Annotated in this window: 17 protein-coding genes, 1 tRNA gene, 1 pseudogene and 1 riboswitch; of the genes and pseudogenes, 13 read left to right on the top strand and 6 right to left on the bottom strand. The window is 74.8% G+C overall.

Annotation, left to right across the window (positions count from 1 at the left end; translation table 11 throughout):
* Nucleotides 1-10: 10 nt before the first annotated feature.
* Entirely contained in the window at nt 11-667 is a 657-nt protein-coding gene (locus DEH69_RS00890) for a hypothetical protein (protein WP_113684915.1), read from the bottom strand.
* 47 nt (nt 668-714) lie between these two features.
* Between DEH69_RS00890 and DEH69_RS00885 the strand changes: the two genes are divergently transcribed.
* Complete coding sequence (locus DEH69_RS00885) at nt 715-903, top strand: DUF5703 family protein (protein WP_113684914.1); 189 nt, start codon at nt 715-717, stop codon at nt 901-903.
* Between the two features lie 46 nt (nt 904-949).
* Here the strand turns inward: DEH69_RS00885 and DEH69_RS33320 are convergent, their stop codons facing one another.
* From DEH69_RS33320 to DEH69_RS00870, 3 genes are all read right to left on the bottom strand, one after another.
* Nucleotides 950-1,678, bottom strand: coding sequence for a chaplin (locus DEH69_RS33320; protein WP_113684913.1), 729 nt, complete (start codon nt 1,676-1,678; stop codon nt 950-952).
* A gap of 138 nt (nt 1,679-1,816) precedes the next feature.
* On the bottom strand, nt 1,817-2,050 hold the full coding sequence (locus DEH69_RS00875; protein WP_113684912.1) for a chaplin: 234 nt from the start codon (nt 2,048-2,050) through the stop codon (nt 1,817-1,819).
* Nucleotides 2,051-2,194: 144 nt separating this feature from the next.
* On the bottom strand, nt 2,195-3,535 hold the full coding sequence (locus DEH69_RS00870; protein ID WP_113684911.1) for a M20/M25/M40 family metallo-hydrolase: 1,341 nt from the start codon (nt 3,533-3,535) through the stop codon (nt 2,195-2,197).
* Between the two features lie 158 nt (nt 3,536-3,693).
* On the opposite strand from DEH69_RS00870, the gene DEH69_RS00865 reads away from it, so the two are divergent.
* The 12 genes and pseudogenes from DEH69_RS00865 to DEH69_RS00810 all read left to right on the top strand — a co-directional run bounded on the left by DEH69_RS00865 (nt 3,694) and on the right by DEH69_RS00810 (nt 14,590).
* Nucleotides 3,694-3,781: transfer RNA gene (locus DEH69_RS00865), tRNA-Leu, on the top strand.
* A 200-nt stretch (nt 3,782-3,981) separates the two neighbouring features.
* Nucleotides 3,982-4,338 carry a hypothetical protein gene (locus tag DEH69_RS30890; protein ID WP_147255332.1) on the top strand — a complete coding sequence of 119 codons (357 nt, stop codon included), beginning with the start codon at nt 3,982-3,984 and terminating at the stop codon, nt 4,336-4,338.
* A 190-nt stretch (nt 4,339-4,528) separates the two neighbouring features.
* The gene (locus DEH69_RS00855; protein ID WP_113684909.1) at nt 4,529-5,398 is read left to right on the top strand and encodes an MATE family efflux transporter; all 870 of its coding nucleotides are present in this window, start codon (nt 4,529-4,531) and stop codon (nt 5,396-5,398) included.
* A 2-nt stretch (nt 5,399-5,400) separates the two neighbouring features.
* Nucleotides 5,401-5,649: a hypothetical protein gene (locus DEH69_RS00850; RefSeq protein WP_113684908.1), complete on the top strand. Its 249-nt coding sequence runs from the start codon at nt 5,401-5,403 to the stop codon at nt 5,647-5,649.
* A 588-nt stretch (nt 5,650-6,237) separates the two neighbouring features.
* The gene (locus tag DEH69_RS00845; RefSeq protein ID WP_113684907.1) at nt 6,238-6,864 is read left to right on the top strand and encodes a superoxide dismutase; all 627 of its coding nucleotides are present in this window, start codon (nt 6,238-6,240) and stop codon (nt 6,862-6,864) included.
* A gap of 108 nt (nt 6,865-6,972) precedes the next feature.
* Nucleotides 6,973-7,303 (top strand): annotated as a pseudogene (locus tag DEH69_RS00840) (tRNA (adenosine(37)-N6)-threonylcarbamoyltransferase complex transferase subunit TsaD); the annotation flags it as partial.
* 119 nt (nt 7,304-7,422) lie between these two features.
* A riboswitch (cobalamin riboswitch) is annotated at nt 7,423-7,495 on the top strand.
* A gap of 171 nt (nt 7,496-7,666) precedes the next feature.
* Nucleotides 7,667-8,770 (top strand): hypothetical protein, encoded by a 1,104-nt coding sequence (locus tag DEH69_RS32260; RefSeq protein ID WP_113684906.1) that lies wholly within the window; start codon nt 7,667-7,669, stop codon nt 8,768-8,770.
* Complete coding sequence (locus DEH69_RS33315) at nt 8,767-9,993, top strand: CbiQ family ECF transporter T component (protein WP_113685112.1); 1,227 nt, start codon at nt 8,767-8,769, stop codon at nt 9,991-9,993. The genes DEH69_RS32260 and DEH69_RS33315 overlap by 4 nt, the downstream gene beginning before the upstream one ends.
* The gene (locus DEH69_RS00825) at nt 9,990-11,621 is read left to right on the top strand and encodes an ABC transporter ATP-binding protein (protein ID WP_220131156.1); all 1,632 of its coding nucleotides are present in this window, start codon (nt 9,990-9,992) and stop codon (nt 11,619-11,621) included. Before DEH69_RS33315 ends, DEH69_RS00825 begins: the two co-directional genes overlap by 4 nt.
* Nucleotides 11,618-12,616 carry an ECF transporter S component gene (locus DEH69_RS00820; protein ID WP_113684905.1) on the top strand — a complete coding sequence of 333 codons (999 nt, stop codon included), beginning with the start codon at nt 11,618-11,620 and terminating at the stop codon, nt 12,614-12,616. Before DEH69_RS00825 ends, DEH69_RS00820 begins: the two co-directional genes overlap by 4 nt.
* Complete coding sequence (locus DEH69_RS00815) at nt 12,541-14,001, top strand: prenyltransferase/squalene oxidase repeat-containing protein (RefSeq protein ID WP_113684904.1); 1,461 nt, start codon at nt 12,541-12,543, stop codon at nt 13,999-14,001. Before DEH69_RS00820 ends, DEH69_RS00815 begins: the two co-directional genes overlap by 76 nt.
* 103 nt (nt 14,002-14,104) lie before the next feature.
* Nucleotides 14,105-14,590, top strand: a complete 486-nt coding sequence (locus DEH69_RS00810) for a DUF4430 domain-containing protein (protein WP_113684903.1) — start codon at nt 14,105-14,107, stop codon at nt 14,588-14,590.
* Here DEH69_RS00810 and DEH69_RS00805 read toward each other — a convergent pair.
* Nucleotides 14,568-14,927: a hypothetical protein gene (locus DEH69_RS00805; RefSeq protein WP_113684902.1), complete on the bottom strand. Its 360-nt coding sequence runs from the start codon at nt 14,925-14,927 to the stop codon at nt 14,568-14,570. The two genes, DEH69_RS00810 and DEH69_RS00805, sit on opposite strands and share 23 nt — an antisense overlap.
* The gene (locus DEH69_RS00800; RefSeq protein ID WP_113684901.1) at nt 14,924-15,334 is read right to left on the bottom strand and encodes a (2Fe-2S)-binding protein; all 411 of its coding nucleotides are present in this window, start codon (nt 15,332-15,334) and stop codon (nt 14,924-14,926) included. Before DEH69_RS00800 ends, DEH69_RS00805 begins: the two co-directional genes overlap by 4 nt.
* Nucleotides 15,335-15,382 lie beyond the last annotated feature (48 nt).

Raw genomic sequence — 15,382 nt, 5'->3', positions numbered from 1 at the left:
TCGACCGGGGTCAGTCCACGGTGTCGAGGTCGTCCTCCTCGAATGCCTCGCTGATGTCGAAGCGGCACAGCACCCGCTCGGGGTCGACGGCGTCGAAGGGGGCGGCCAGCCACTCCCCCGGCTCGGCGGGCTCGGCGGCCACGACCCAGAGCGTCGCGTCGCCCTCCTCCAGGCCGAACTCCTTGTGTCTGCTGGCGATCTCGTCCGGATCGAACTCCCCGAACAGCACACCGAGCGCGGTCTGCGTCCCCCGCCCCGCGGCGTCGTCGTCCTCCGGCTCCTCGCCGTCCGCGGCCTCGGGATCCAGCTCGGCGACCCGCTGCGCCTGGGCCACCAGCCGCCTCGGCTCGACCACCGAGTAATCCCTGCGGATGAACAGACTCAGCGCGACGGGCTCGTCAGGCCCCGAGTACGGGGTCACGCCGTCCGTCTCGGGCACCTCGAACGGTGTGACCTCGTCGTAGACGTCGTACAGCAGCTCGTCGTACGCCTCACCCGCGGCTGCCATCTCGTTGAACGCGGCGAACACCGCGTCATCGTCCTCGTCGTCCCCTCCGGACGCCGAGCTGCGCCGTTCGATGACGGCGAGGTGCCGGTCGATCGCCTCTTTGAGCGCGTCGGCGGCGGCGCGGACTTGGGCAGCGGTGGGCTGCACGGCATCAGACATGGTGCAGACGGTATCGGCATCGGGGGCTTGCCCGCACAATAGATACGATGCCGGAATATGAGTTTCGCGATGTGTATGTGCCACGAGGGGTCTCCCGTGCCGCCGCAACCCGCCTGCTGACCGACCACGCCGAGTACGGGCACTGGGAGCTGGCACGGCTGCGCCTCTATCCGGACGGCAGCCGCCGGGTGCGGCTCCGGCGGAAGATCATCCGACAGCTACGCGCCACATGGTGACGCCCGGGAGCCGCGTGCGCGGGTCCCGGGCGTTGACCGGTGCTGCTCAGCCGCGGGCGGCCAGGCGACCGCGCCGGTAGAGCACGTAGCCGCCGACCAGCAGGCCCGCGCCCAGCGGCAGCGCGCCGGTCATCGGCAGGCCACTGCCCGTGGACGCCAGCTGCGGCCGGGTGTCGACGGGGTCGCCGCTTTCCACCGGGTCACCGCCGCGGCCGCGCGGCGGCGTCGGGTCGTCGTCCGAGACCGGCGGGGTGCGGGGCTCCTCGTCGTCCGGCTCCTCGGGGCCTTCGGGCTCCTCCGGCTCGGGGGCCCCGGGCTCCTCGGGACGCTCCGGGCGCTCGGCCTGGCCGCCGTTGCCGCACGCGTTGCCCGTGGTGCCGTTGCCGAGGCCGATGACGTCGATGGTGTTCCCGCACGCGTTGACCGGCACGTCGACCGGCACCTGCACGGAGTTCCCCGACGCCACGCCGGGGGAGCCGATGGCGCCCCCGCCGGCCTGGGCTCCGCCGCCCCCAGTCCCGTGCCCTCCGCTGGCGTTGACGCAGTTGTTGCCGAACGTGGGGTTCAGCGCGCCGACGACATCGACGGTGTTCCCGCAGGCGTTGACCGGCACATGGACCGGCACCTGCACGGAGTTCCCCGACGCCACTCCGGGGGAGAACGCGGCCGCGCCCGCCGCGTCCGAGTCGGCGTACGCGCTGCCGCCGGAGAGGGCGGTCAGCAGGCCGCCGGCGGCGGCCACGGTGATCAGGCCCTTGCTCGTGACCTGTCGCATGGTGTTTTCCCTGCCTCGTTGTCTCATGGGTGCGGGGTGGGGGCTGAGGGCACCCGCACCCTCCATGCAGCCGGAACGGCCCCGGAGCGACGCGCGCTCCGGGACCGCGGCTAAGCCCTCATCGTGTGGGGCAGGGCATCACTTGTTGACGCAGACGTTACCGAAGGCGGGGTTCAGCAGACCGATAATGTCGACGGTGTTCCCGCAGAGGTTGACAGGGATGCTCACCGGAATCTGCACGGCGTTCCCGGAAAGGACACCGGGCGAACCGATCGCGGCCCCACCCGCGTTGGAGTCCGCAAGAGCCAGCCCCGAACCAGCCAGCACCAGCCCGCTGGTGGCAGCCGCAACGGCGACGACCTTCTTGATCATTCTTCCTCCTTGTTGACAATGCGGTCCCTGCCGGGGACTGCACTTGCTGCAACGACGAGGAAGAAACGAGGACACCAGAAGTCGTGTTCTTTCACTCACCTTGAGGAACGCCGCACATCAGCCCGATTTTCGGGTGATCCGCTCCTAACACTGGTCGAGGAAGCGGTCCAGGACCCGGACGCCAAAGGTGAGGCCGTCAACCGGGACCCGCTCGTCCACGCCGTGGAACATGCCCGCGAAGTCCAGCTCGGGGGGCAGCTTCAGCGGGGCGAACCCGAAGCCGCGGATGCCCAGGTCGTCGAACGACTTGGCGTCCGTTCCGCCGGAGAGCATGTACGGAACGGCCCTGGCCACCGGGTCCTCGGCCTGGAGCGCGGACTGCATGGCGTCCACGAGCGCGCCGTCGAACGTCGTCTCGAGGGCCTTGTCGCTGTGCACGTCCTCCCGCTTCACCCGGGGCCCGAGGATGCGGTCGAGGTCGGCCAGGAACTCCTCCTCGAACCCGGGCAGGAAGCGGCCGTCCACGTGCGCGGTGGCCTGGCCCGGGATCACGTTGACCTTGTACCCGGCGCCGAGCTGGGTGGGGGCCGCGGTGTTCTGGAGGGTCGCGCCGATGATCTTGGCGATGCCGCCGAGCTTGGCGAGGGTCTCCTCCATGTTCTCCGGGTCGAGCTCGGTGCCGAGCGCGTCGGATAGCTCGTCGAGGAAGGCGCGCACGGTCTTGGTGACGCGCACGGGGAAGGCGTGCCGCCCGAGGCGGGCCACGGCCTCGCACAGCTCGGTGATGGCGTTGTCCCGGTTGGTCATCGACCCATGGCCCGCGGTGCCCTCGACGGTCAGCCGCATCCAGTGCATGCCCTTCTGGGCCGTCTCGATCAGATAGAGGCGAAGGTTCTCGTTGACCGTGAACGAGAAGCCGCCGACCTCGCTGATGGCCTCGGTCACGCCCTCGAACAGCTCGGGGTGGTGATCGACGAGGAAACGCGCCCCGTGCAGGCCGCCCGCCTCCTCGTCGGCGAGGAACGCCAGCACGATGTCCCGCGGCGGCTTGCGCCCGCTGCGCAGCCGGTCCCTGACGACGGCCAGGGTCATGGCGTCCATGTCCTTCATGTCGACCGCGCCCCGGCCCCACACGCAGCCGTCGGCGATCTCCCCCGAGAACGGGTCGTGCGTCCAGTCCGCGGCGTTGGCGGGCACGACGTCGGTGTGCCCGTGGATCAGCAGCGCCGGGCGCGAGGGGTCGGTGCCCTCGATCCGGGCGACGGTGGAGGCGCGGCCGGGGCCGGACTCGAAGATCTTCGGCTCGAGCCCGACCTCGGCGAGCTGCTCGGCGACATACTCCGCGGCGGCGCGCTCGCCGGGCCCCGAGCCGTCGCCGTAGTTGCTGGTGTCGATCCGGATGAGATCGCGGCAGAGCCCGACGACCTCGTCCTCAGCCCTCGGGCTGCCTCCAGTACGGTCCGTTGTCGCGCTCGACTGGCTCACGCTGCCTCCTCCTACGAGTTGTCCGCCCCATCCTCCCCCGTCCCGCCCGCCCACCCCAAGGCCCACCTGCCCAGGCCACCCGAGGCCGTCGTCACGCCCCGGACTTTGCTATGGTTTCCACGTCACCGCGCACGAGCGACCCGGTGAACACACACCCCGTCCGGGTGGCGGAATGGCAGACGCGCTAGCTTGAGGTGCTAGTGCCCGATTAAGGGCGTGGGGGTTCAAGTCCCCCCTCGGACACCACAGCTTCTTCACCGTGACAGTGGGCGGCCTGGACGACGGCTGGCACCCGGTCGCCGAAAGCTACGCGTCGGGCAGCGGCGACCTGGTCGCCGCGACCACCGCCCGGTACGGCATCACCCAGCCGCGCATCGCCGCCTCCCTGGTCCAGCTCGGGCATGCCGCCCGCCTCTGGTCACCGCTGCTGGCCTGCGCGGTCGTGCATGGCGTGGTCCCCGACCTGCGCGACCTGCAACGCGCCGACACGGGCCCGGCGCTGCGTCTCCCCCGGGCCACCGGCCGAAGGGCCGGGAGCCCGCCCGGAGGCGGCGGAGCTGCTGCACCGGCTGGTCATGGAGGACCACCTGGCCGCGCTGGCGGCCGGGCTGCGGGTGAAGGTGGCTGGCCGGCTGCTGGACGGCAACGCCGGCTCCGCTCTGGCGGAGGCCGGGCGGGCGATCGTCGCCGCGCGGCCCGCGATCATCGACCGCATCCTGGCCTGGACGGACTCCCGGGTCGACACCCTGGTCCTGCTCGACCGCGACCCGGAGCCGCTGGAAGCGGCGCGGGCGGAGCTGTGACCGCACCGGACACCGCGGCCCCAGCACGCCGCGTCGCGCCCCTGGCGCTGCCGCTCGCGATCGCCGGGCTGACCCAGGTCGCCATCGGGGTCGTGGACACGGTGCTGCTCGCGCGGCTGTCCACGCGAGCCCTGGGTGCCTTCGCCCTGGCCGCGCCGGTGCACCTGGTGACGCTGATCGTGGTGCGCGGGTGGGCCGGGGCCGTCAAGTCCGGGTCGCCCGCGCGCACGGCGCCGGCCGACCGGCCGAGGTGGCCCGGGTCGTGGGGGCCGGGCTGGCCGGCTCGCTGGTCACCGGGCTGGCCCTGGCGGCACTCCTGTACACGGCGGCGCCGACCGCGTTCACCGCCCTCGGCGCCTCGGACGCCGTCCTCGGCCCCGGCACCTCCTACCTGCGCATCGTGGCCTGGTCGGTGCCCGCGGCGGCGATCACCGTGACCCTCCAGGCGGCCTGCGCGGGTGTGGGCGCGACCCGGATCACGCTTTACACCGCGCTGACCGTCAACGCGGTGAACCTGCCGCTCGGCGCGGCACTGATCTTCGGTGCCGGCTGGGGGATCGAGGGCGCGGCGGTGGCGACGACCGCCGCCGTGACCGGCGCCGTCCTGATGGGCGCCTACGGCCACAGACGGCTCCCCCGCGACGACGGGGAAGCCCCCGGCACCCGGGAGATCTCCTGCGACTTGTGGCGCCTGGGGTGGCCGGAGATGACGACCCTCGGCGTCGGCTACATCAACGAGGTACTGCTCGCGGGCTTCGCCGCCCGCATCGGCACCGCCGACCTGGCCGCCTACCGCCTGGTGGACACACTCACCCTCGTGCTGTTCATCGTGCTCAGTTCCGTCTCCACCGCCCTCACCGTGCTGGCGGGACAGGAACTCGGTGCTGGTCGGCAGGACCGCGCCATCGCCTGGCACCGGGCCAGCCGGCAGCACCTGCTGCTCCTGCTCGCCGTGTGCGGGGCGCTCGCCCTGGCCCTGGCACACCCCGCCTACGGTCTGGCCTCGGCGGACGACGGGGTCACGGCGTCGGCCTGGGCCGCCCCCCGTGGGCCCTGCTGAGCATGGCACCGGTCGCCCTGTCGATGTCCTGGAGCGCGCTGCTGCGGGCCGCAGGACGGACCCGGGCCACCATGACCACCTCGGTGACCGCGGACTACGCGCTGCTCATCCCACTGGGCTGGCTGCTGGGCGTGCACCTCAGCCTCGGCCTGCCAGGTCTGTACCTGGCCTGGCTCGCCTTCGGCACCGCGTACGCGGCGATGCTCCGGCGGTACTGCCGACCGCTGCTGCGCCCGCTCCCCGACAACTGAGACTGGGACAACAGGGCCTTTCGGCACAGTTGGCTTCGCAACCCTCGTGCTGCACCGGAGGGCCTGCTTTCGCCCACCCGGCCGGCCAGGGGTCCCGTTCGATCAGAAACCGTCCTCGTGATCGATAGGACAACGGCTCTGAGCTTGGTTTTCGATATCGCACGTCACCCGACTCGCTGAGATCTTCCGTTTCCGGGCGCACGTGACGCGGCCGTCCCCCGCGCTTCGAGATGGTGAGTAACGGAGGGAGTCGTCGAACAGCCCGCCCCGACGGCACCACGGGCGGGGATGTTCCCGCCCGGGGATCCGCCCAGCCTGTTGTGCCTTCTCGGGCCGCCTGACGTGCACCGGGGGATCGCCGGGGCGATGGCAGAGAACGAGGTCGGCCGGGGCCGGCGGGTGCCGGATGAGAAGACGATCACCTCTCCGCTGGCGCCCTGCCCGGTGGGCGGGGCGTCGCCGAAAGCTGACGGGCCGACCCCGCCACAATCATGCTGATACACAAGTGAGGCTATTGCAAGTTACTCGCAACAACGGTCTAGGCTTGCTCCCGAGACGATCACCCGCTGCCAGAAGGGGCTGCGCCTGATGGGCACTTACTCACTCCCTGACCTTCCCTACGACTACGCGGCGCTGGAGCCGGCCATCACGGGGCAGATCCTGGAGCTGCACCACGCCAAGCACCACGCCGCCTACGTCAAGGGCGCCAACGACTCCCTGGAGCAGATCGCCGAGGTCCGTGAGAGGGAGCAGATCCCCCCGACCGCGCTGGTCGGGCTGGAGAAGACGTTCGCGTTCAATCTTTCCGGTCACGTCCTGCACACGATCTTCTGGGAGAACCTCTCCCCGGACGGCGGCGACCGCCCCGACGGGGCGCTGGCCGATGCGATCGATGAGCACCTGGGCGGCTTCGAGGCGTTCAAGAAGCAGCTGACCGTCGCCACCGCCTCCGTGCAGGGCTCGGGCTGGGGTGTGCTCGCATGGGAGCCGCTCGGCAAGCGCCTGATCGTGGAGCAGGTCTATGACCACCACGGCAACGTCGGCCAGGGCTCGACCCCGCTGCTGGTTTTCGACGCCTGGGAGCACGCCTACTACCTGCAGTACAAGAACGTCCGCCCCGACTACGTCACTAAGCTGTGGGACCTGGTCAACTGGGAGGACATCACCCGCCGCTTCAGCGCCGCCACCACCGCGGGCGGAGCAGCCGGCGCCTGACGCGCGGCACCGTAGGCCAGGGGCCGGGGAACCGCGGGGTTTCCCGGCCCCTTGGCGTCTCGCCGCGCCCCGGACGGTGGTCCTCCATGGCAGGTGAGGAGCCCGGCCGGGGACACCGTGGACGACGCAGCGGGCGAGTGCTTCGACAAGGCGGCGCGCCTCTTCGGGCCGCCGTATCCGGGCGGGCCGGGCCATCGGCCGCGCCGCCCACGGCGGGGACCGGTGCGCGGTGGCGTTTCCCCGCCCGCTGACCGGGCCGCGCAACGCCCCCGGCGCCTTCTCCTTCTCCGGGCTCAAGACCGCCGCCGCGCGGTGGGCCGGGCAGCACCGCGCCCGCGGTGAGGGGATCCCGCTGGCCGACGGTGCGGCGTCGCTGCGGGAGGGCATCGCGGACGTGCCGGCCCGCAAGGCGCGGGCCGCCCGCCGGGACCATCAGGTCGCGAATGCTCTTCACATGGCCTGGTCATGTGTGTTGCTCCCGCGTAGAGTTGGGCGCTGGAACGGGTGGCCTCGCGCCGTCCGGGCCGCGAAGGACAACTGAATGCGCGTGCGTGCGAGGGAAGCCGGTGCGAATCCGGCGCTGACCTGCAACCGTGAGTGATGGCCCCCGGGTGGTCACGAGTCGGAATGCTCGGCGTGACGCGTGTACTGCTTCTCACTGTCACGGTCTGCAGCGTGGAGCCCTCGGCCCTCCGGCCCGTCGGCCCCTGCCGCACGCTTTCGTCACCGAACGCGCGCCAGGGGTTTTCCGATGCCCAGGGGCGTTCCGCGGGGTTCGTGCTGCCCCACGGAAAGGCCCGCGATGCCCCGCGCCGAAGGTGTCCCCGCCACGCTCCGCGCCGGCGCCCTCGCCGCGCTTCTGCTTCTCCTCCACGCGCTGCTGCCGCCCGCCAGCGCTCAGGCGCTCGCGCGGCCGGCGGCCGGGACGCCCGGCTTCTGCCCAGGGACCTCCGGCGTCACCGTCGTGGTGGACTTCGGCGCGCTGGGCGGCGGCCGGGTGGTTCGCTGCGCGCCGGGCGCGCCGACGGACGGCCTGGCGGCCCTGCGCGGCGCCGGCTTCGAGACGGCGGGCACCAACCGCTGGGGCGACTCCTTCGTCTGCCGGATCAACGGCCGCCCCGGGCCGGACCGCGAGCCGTGCGTGGACACCCCGCCGGCCTCCGCCTACTGGTCCTATTGGCACGCGGAGAACGGCGGTTCCTGGGCGTACAGCCAGCGCGGCGCCACCTACCGCACGCCCGTGCCGGGGACGTTCGAGGGCTGGTCCTTCTCGCTGGACCAGGAGCAGGGCGAGTCGCCCCCGCCTGGGGTGGCCCCCGTCCGCCCCGCGCCCGGCGACGGGTCCGGCGGAGGCGGCGGAGGCGGCGGAGGCGGCGGAGGCGGCGGAGGCGGCGGAGGTGACGACGGCGGCGGCGGGAGCGCGCCCGGAGGCGGCTCCGGCGGCTCGGGCGGAGGCGACTCCGGCGGCGACAACGGCGGCTCCGGCGCGTCCGGTCCGGGCGGCGGCAGTGCCACGGGCGCGGCCGGTGGCCAGGGCGGGCAGCCAGGCGGGGCGAGCCCGGATGAGGGCGAGCCGGAGGAGGGCGAGCCAGAGGAGGAGGACGGTCCGGACGACGCGTCGCGGGAGCCGGACGAGGAGAACGCCGAGGACAGCGCGTCCGGCGCGGACGAGGAGGCCGGGGCGGCGGAAGGCGCCGCCGGGGAGCCCGGCCCCGCGCCGACCGAGGCCGCCGAATGGTCCGGGGAGGACGAGCGGTTCGAGCGGGAGCGCGCCGCCCGGGAGGACGGCGGCGGCCCGCCGCTGTTCACGCTGGCCGCGCTCGGCCTCGTCCTCGCGTTGGCGGCCGGCGGTGGCCTGGCCGCGTGGCGCCGCCGCCGGGCGGCGGGCGGCGGGGAGGCGCCGTGACGGGCGCCCCTGCCGCGGAAGCACGCTCCGGCCCGCCCGGCCGGCGTCCCCGCGCCTGGGCCCGGCCGCTTCCCCGCGCCCTGCATCCCGGCGCCTGGTGGCTGTGGGCGCTGGGCCTGGCCGTGGCCGCGAGCCGGACGACCAACCCCGTCCTCCTGGCCCTCCTCGTCGCCGTCGCCGGCTGCGTCGTGGTGCTGCGCCGCACCGACGCGCCCTGGGCGCTGTCGTTCCGGATGTACCTGCTCTTCGGCGCGGTCATCGTGATCACGCGGATCGCCTTCCGCGTGGTCTTCGGCGGCGGGCGGGGCGAGACCATCCTGGTCACCCTGCCCGAGATCCCCCTCCCCGAGGCGGCGGCCGGCATCCGGCTGCTGGGCCCCGTCGCGGCGGAGGAGGTGCTGGGCGGGTTCTACGACGGCCTCCAGCTCGCCGCCATGGTGGTGTGCGTCGGCGCGGCCAACGCCCTGGCCAACCCCAAGCGGATGCTCAAGGCCATGCCGGGCGCCCTGTACGAGGTCGGCACCTCCGTGGTGGTCGCCCTGACCGTCGCCCCCCAACTCGTGGAGAGCGTCCAGCGGGTGCGCCGCGCGCGGCGCCTGCGCGGCGGCGCGGAGAAGGGGCGGCGGGCGCTGCGCGGCATCGCCGTGCCGGTGCTGGAGGACGCGCTCAACCGCTCCCTGGCCCTGGCCGCCGCCATGGCCTCCCGGGGCTACGGCCGCACCGGCGGCGTCCCGGCGCGGGCGCGCCTGGCGGTCGGGGCGCTGGTCATCGGCGGGCTGCTGGGCATCGCGGCCGGCCTGTACGGGCTGCTGGACTCCTCCGCCCCCCGCTACCTGGGCCTGCCGCTGCTGCTGGCCGGCGTCGCCATCGGCGTGGCCGGCTTCGCCCTGGGCGGGCGGCGGGTACGGCGCAGCTCCTACCGTCCCGACCGCTGGCGTGCCGGTGAACTCCTCACCGCCGCCTCCGGGCTGGCCGCCGCCGCGCTGATGTCCCTGTCCACGCGCACCAACCCGGCTGGCCTCTACCCGTCCCTGACCCCCCTGTCCTGGCCGGAGGTCTCGCCCCTTCCGCTGCTCGCCGTCCTCACCGGCCTGCTCCCGGCTCTCCTCAGCCCGGCCCCGGCGGCGCCGCCGGGGCCGCCCGGACATCGGGAGACGCCGGAGACGCCGCCCCGGCGGGCGAGGCCCGCGCCCACACCGAGTCCGAAGGAGGCCGCCGCGTGATCGCGTTCGAGGAGGTCGGCTTCGCCTACCACGGCAGCGAACGCCCTGCCCTGGCCGGCGTGGACATGCGGATCGGCGAGGGCGAGCTGTGCCTGATCGCCGGCCGCACCGGCTCGGGCAAGTCCACCCTGCTGGGCACCGTCAACGGCCTGGTGCCCCGGTTCACGGGCGGCACCCTCACCGGGCGGGTCACCGTCGCCGGCCAGGGCACCGAGAGCCACCCGCCGCAGGAGTTCGCCCGGCTGGTCGGCATGGTCGGCCAGGACCCCCTGGCCGGCTTCGTCACCGACACCGTCGAGGAAGAACTCGCTTACGGCATGGAGCAGTTGGCCATCGACCCGGACGCGATGCGCAAGCGGGTGGAGGAGACCCTCGACCTGCTGGGCATCGCGGACCTGCGCCACCGCCCGCTGCGCGCCCTCTCGGGCGGACAGCAGCAGCGGGTGGCCATCGGGTCCGTGCTCGCCGCGCACCCCTCCGTCCTCGTCCTCGACGAGCCCACTTCCGCCCTCGACCCCACCGCGGCCGAGGAGGTCCTGGCGGCCGTGCTGCGCCTGGTGCACGACCTGGGCACCACCGTGCTCATCGCCGAACACCGGATGGAGCGCGTTCTCCAGTACGCCGACCGCCTGCTGTACCTCCCCGGCGACGGCACCGTCCGCGACGGCACCCCCGCGGACCTGATGACGGACTCCGAGGTGGCGCCGCCGGTCGTTCACCTCGGGCGCCTGGCCGGCTGGCGGCCCCTGCCGCTGTCCGTGCGCGACGCCCGCCGCCACGCCCCCGAGCTGCGGCGGCGCCTGGAGAGCGTCCCCCCGCCCCCGGCCGTCGCCGCCCACGGCACCGGCGAGCCCGCCCTGTCCGCGCGCAAGGTCACCGTCGCCTACGGAACGGCCGTGGCCGTGCGCGCGCTCGACCTGACCCTGTGGGTCGGCGAGGTCACGGCGCTGATGGGACGCAACGGCTCCGGCAAGTCCTCGCTGCTGTGGGCGCTCCAGGGCTCGGGGCCGCGCCGCTCCGGCGCCGTGGCGGTGGCCGGCGCCGACCCCGGCGCGCTGCCCGCCCACCGGGCGCGTGCCCTCGTCGGCCTCGTGCCGCAGTCCGCGGCCGACCTCCTCTACCTGCACACCGTGGACGAGGAGTGCGCCCAGGCCGACGCCGAATCCCAGGCCGCGCCCGGCACCTGCCGCGCCCTGCTCGACCGCCTCGCCCCCGGCGTTCCCGGCGGACACCACCCCAGGGACCTGTCCGAGGGCCAGCGCCTGGCCCTGGTGCTCGCCGTGCAACTGACGGCGGCGCCCCGGGTGATGCTGCTGGACGAGCCGACCCGCGGCCTGGACTACCACGCCAAGCGCGCCTTCGGCCGGATCGTGCGCGGCCTCGCGGCCGAGGGCGGCTCGGTCCTGATCGCCACGCACGACGTGGAGTTCGCCGCCGCCACCGCCGACCGGGTCACCGTGCTGGCCGAGGGCGAGATCGTCGCCGACGGCCCCACCGACCGCGTCCTGTGCTCCTCGCCTGCCTTCGCCCCCCAGGTCGCCAAGGTCCTGCGCCCGCTGCCCTGGCTGACCCCCGACCAGGTCGCCCGCGCCCGGACCGCGCCCCCCGCACCGGAGGCCGTCCGATGACCCCGCCGCCCTCCCGGCTCACGCCCGGGCCCCCGCTCGCGCTGCCGCCGAGAACGACCGCCCTGCGGGTGGGCCCCCGCGCAGCCGCCGTCCTCGCCCTCGCGAGCCTCATCGGGCTGGCCATGTTCTGCTGGCCGCTGCTCAATCCCCCCGAGCCGCAGGCCATGGCGCACGCCGGGCACGCCCCGATGCTGTTCGTGCTGCTGCTGCCGGTCGTGCTCGGCCTCGTCCTGGCCGAGATGTCCGAGGGCGGCATCGACCCCAGGACCCTGGCGCTCCTGGGCGTCCTGGCCGCCGTCAACGCCGCGCTGCGGCCCCTGGGCGCCGGAACCGCCGGGATCGAGACGGTGTTCTTCCTGCTTATCCTCGCCGGGCGCGTCTTCGGCCCCGGCTTCGGCTTCGCCCTGGGCGCCGTCTCGCTGTTCGCCTCCGCGCTGCTGACGGCCGGCGTGGGGCCGTGGCTGCCGTTCCAGATGATGGCCGCCGGCTGGGTGGGCCTGGGCGCCGGGCTGCTTCCCCGCCGCCCCTCGGGCCGGGCCGAGATCGCCCTGCTGGCCTGTTACGGAGCCCTGGCGGCGTACGCCTTCGGCCTGGTGATGAACCTCTGGTTCTGGCCCTACGCCACCGGTCCCGGCACCGAGCTGTCCATCGACCCGGAGGCCAGCTGGACCGAGAACCTGCACATCTTCCTCCTCTACACCCTGGCGACCTCGACCTTCGGCTGGGACACCGGCCGGGCGCTGACCAACGTCCTGACCGTCTGCGCCCTGGGTCCCGCCGTGCTGACCACCCTGCGCCGCGCCGCCCGGCGCGCCGCCTTCACCACCCCGGTCCGCTTCGGCTCCCGCCCCCCGCGGGCCGCCGCGGCCGTGACCGGCGCCGGATCACCCGCACCAAGCGACGAAAGAGCACTCACCCGATGGACAGACCCCTGCGGCGCGCCGCGGCGGCCCTGCTACCCGCCACCCTCCTCGCCTCGGCGGCCCTGGCCCTGACGGGCACCGCCGCGGGCGCCGACGCCGCGTCCGGGACCCAGGCCCCGGACGGAATCGAGAACCCGGCCGCCGCCGCTGCCGCCTGGTCCGTCTCCCGCCTCACCGAGGGCACCCACGCCTCGGGCGACCACGGCCTGACCGCCGACATCGTCCTGGGCCTGGCCGCCACCGGCACCGCGGGCGACGCCCAGCGGGCCGCGACCGACTGGCTGGCCGCGAACGCCGGCGACTACATCACCCGCGGCGCCCCCGACAGCGGCACGGTCTTCGCCGGCGGGACCGCCAAGCTCGCACTGGTCGCCGCCGCCGAGCACCGGGACCCGTCCGACTTCGGCGGGCACGACCTCACCGGCCTGCTGTTGGGCCGCCTCCAGGACACCGGACGTTTCACCGACGCCGGGCCCACCGGGGACATGTCCAACCAGTTCACCCAGTCCCTCGCCGTCCTGGCCCTCGACCGGACCGGGGACGTGCCCGGGGCGGCCGTGGACTTCCTGGCCTCCACCCGCTGCGCGGACGGCGGCTACCCGCTCTCGCTGCGCCGCAATCCCAGCCGGTGCACCTCCGACACCGACTCCACCGGCCTCGCCGTCCAGGCGCTGCTGGCCGTGGGCCGCACCGCCGACGCCGAGCCCGCCCTGGACTGGCTGGAGGCCGGCCAACGCGAGAACGGCGGCTTCGGCTACGACGCCACCAGCGACCCCAACTCCAACTCCACCGCGCTCGCCGTTCAGGCCCTCGTCGCCGGGGATCGCGAGGAGGCCGCCGGAGAGGGCATCGCCTGGCTGCGCTCGATGCAGGTCGGCTGCGCCGGGCCGGCCGCCGACCGGGGCGCGGTCGGCTACATGGAGCCGGTCGCGGACGGCATGGCGCTGCGCGCCACCGCGCAGGTGATCCCCGCCCTGGCGGGAGTTCCCCTGGGCGACATCGACGCCGCGGACCCCGCGCCCGGCGCCGCCCCCATCGACTGCTCCCCGGGCGGCGGCGGCCCCGGGACCCCGGGCGACCCGCAGGGCGCGAGCGAGGGCGGCAGCGAGGGAACGGCCGACGGGACCACGGACGGGGCGTCCGAGGGATCCTCGGGCGGCGCCGCCCAGGGCGCGGCCGAGGGCGCGGCCGAGGGCGCGGACGGCGGGGACGTCGCGCCGGGCACCTCCGGCCCGCCCGGCGCCTCCGGCGGCGGCTCCGCGCAGGGCGCCTCGGCCGACGGCACGGACGCGGCCAGCCCGGCTGGCGGCAACGACCCCGCCCCGCAGGGCGGTTCGGGCGGCGGTCTGGCCGCCACCGGCGCCGCGGCGCTGCCCCTCGTCGGCGGAGCCGCGGCCCTGCTGGCCTGCGGCACGGCCGTCCATCTCGTCGCGCGCCGCCGCCGGGCCGCGCGCTGACCGGCGGCGGCCGGTCCCCGGCCGCCGCCACCCGCACTACCCCGGCACCTCCCCGCATCACCCCCCTCACCCTTCGTCATCTTCGTCAACGAGGAGATCAGCCATGCCCGCAACCAGGACCCGCCGCGCCGCCACCGCCCTCGCCGCCGCCGCGACGGCCGGACTGGCGTTCACCGCCTTCGCGGTCACCCCCGCCGCCGCGGCCGACCCGGTGACCGTCACCCTCACGCTCACCGGCCCCTCGGGCGTCATCTTCGACGACGAGGTCACCACCACCGGCCACACCGTCACCCCGGTCACCGGCGGCAACCACCCGTGCGACGGCACCAACAACGGCGCCAACCCCACGGCCGGGGCCACCCCCACGGCCGCCCTGGACGACGCAGCGGACGACAACAACTTCGACTGGGCCGGCGTCTGGTACAGCTCCTTCGACGACTACCTCGTCACCACCATCGACGGCTACAGCCAGGACGCCGACCACTTCTACGAGATCAGCGTGAACGGCACCCCGACCCCGGTCGGCGGCTGCCAGTTCCTGCTGGAGGAGGGCGACGAGGTCGCCTTCACCTGGACCGAGATCTGGTGAGCCCCAGCCGGGCCGCGGGTTGACCACCCGTAGCCCTGCCCGCCGACGGAAGCGCGGCCCGGATGCGGCACGGAAGGCAGGCGAGGCCCGCCGCCGCGCCCTCCGGCGGGCAGGCGCCCGCGCACTCCCCTCCCTCGCCCCTCGCGCGCAGCGCCGCCTCGGCGGCGGCGAGTAACTCCCGGGCGGCCCGCAACTCGCCCCGGAGCACGTGCATCCGGGCGTTCTGACTGCCCACCTGCCGACGCGTCTGCGCCAGGCTCGCGTCCTCCTCCTCGGACAGCACCACCACGGTCCTGCCGTCCAGGCCGACGCGGACCGGCTCCGGGCGTTCGCTCATGCGGACTCCCGTGGCCTTCGCACCGGGGTCAGGACGCAGTCGCCGCACACCGGCCCGGCCTTCCCCGGCGCCGCGCGGTAGTAGAGGCAGCAACTGCGGCGGCGGAAACGGCCCTCGGCGGTGCGCCCGGAGACCGCGCGCAGGGGAGGGGACTCCAGCAGCGCCGCGGTCACCCGCCACGCGGCCTCCGCGAGGTCCGGGCGTGCGGCGGCGGTCGCCTCGGCGGCGCTGTGCAGGGCGGAGGCTGGCTTCCCCCACAGCACGCGGGAGGAGAACGGCAACGCGGCGAAGGCTCCGGTGAGTCCGGTGAGTCCGGTGACCGCGCCGGTGTCCAGGCAGGCGCGCAGCAGGCACTCGGGGTCCGGCGGCGCGGCCCCGTCCCCCCGGGGGGCCGGGCCGAGGGGCACGCCGGGCCAAGGAGGGCCGGGGCCGTGCGGGGCGGGAGGGCCGCGGTC

The organism is Streptomyces sp. PT12 (assembly GCF_003311645.1).
Classification (GTDB): domain Bacteria; phylum Actinomycetota; class Actinomycetes; order Streptomycetales; family Streptomycetaceae; genus Streptomyces.
The sequence above is the reverse complement of the archived record's forward strand: the minus strand, read 5'-3'. Positions and strand labels throughout refer to the sequence as shown.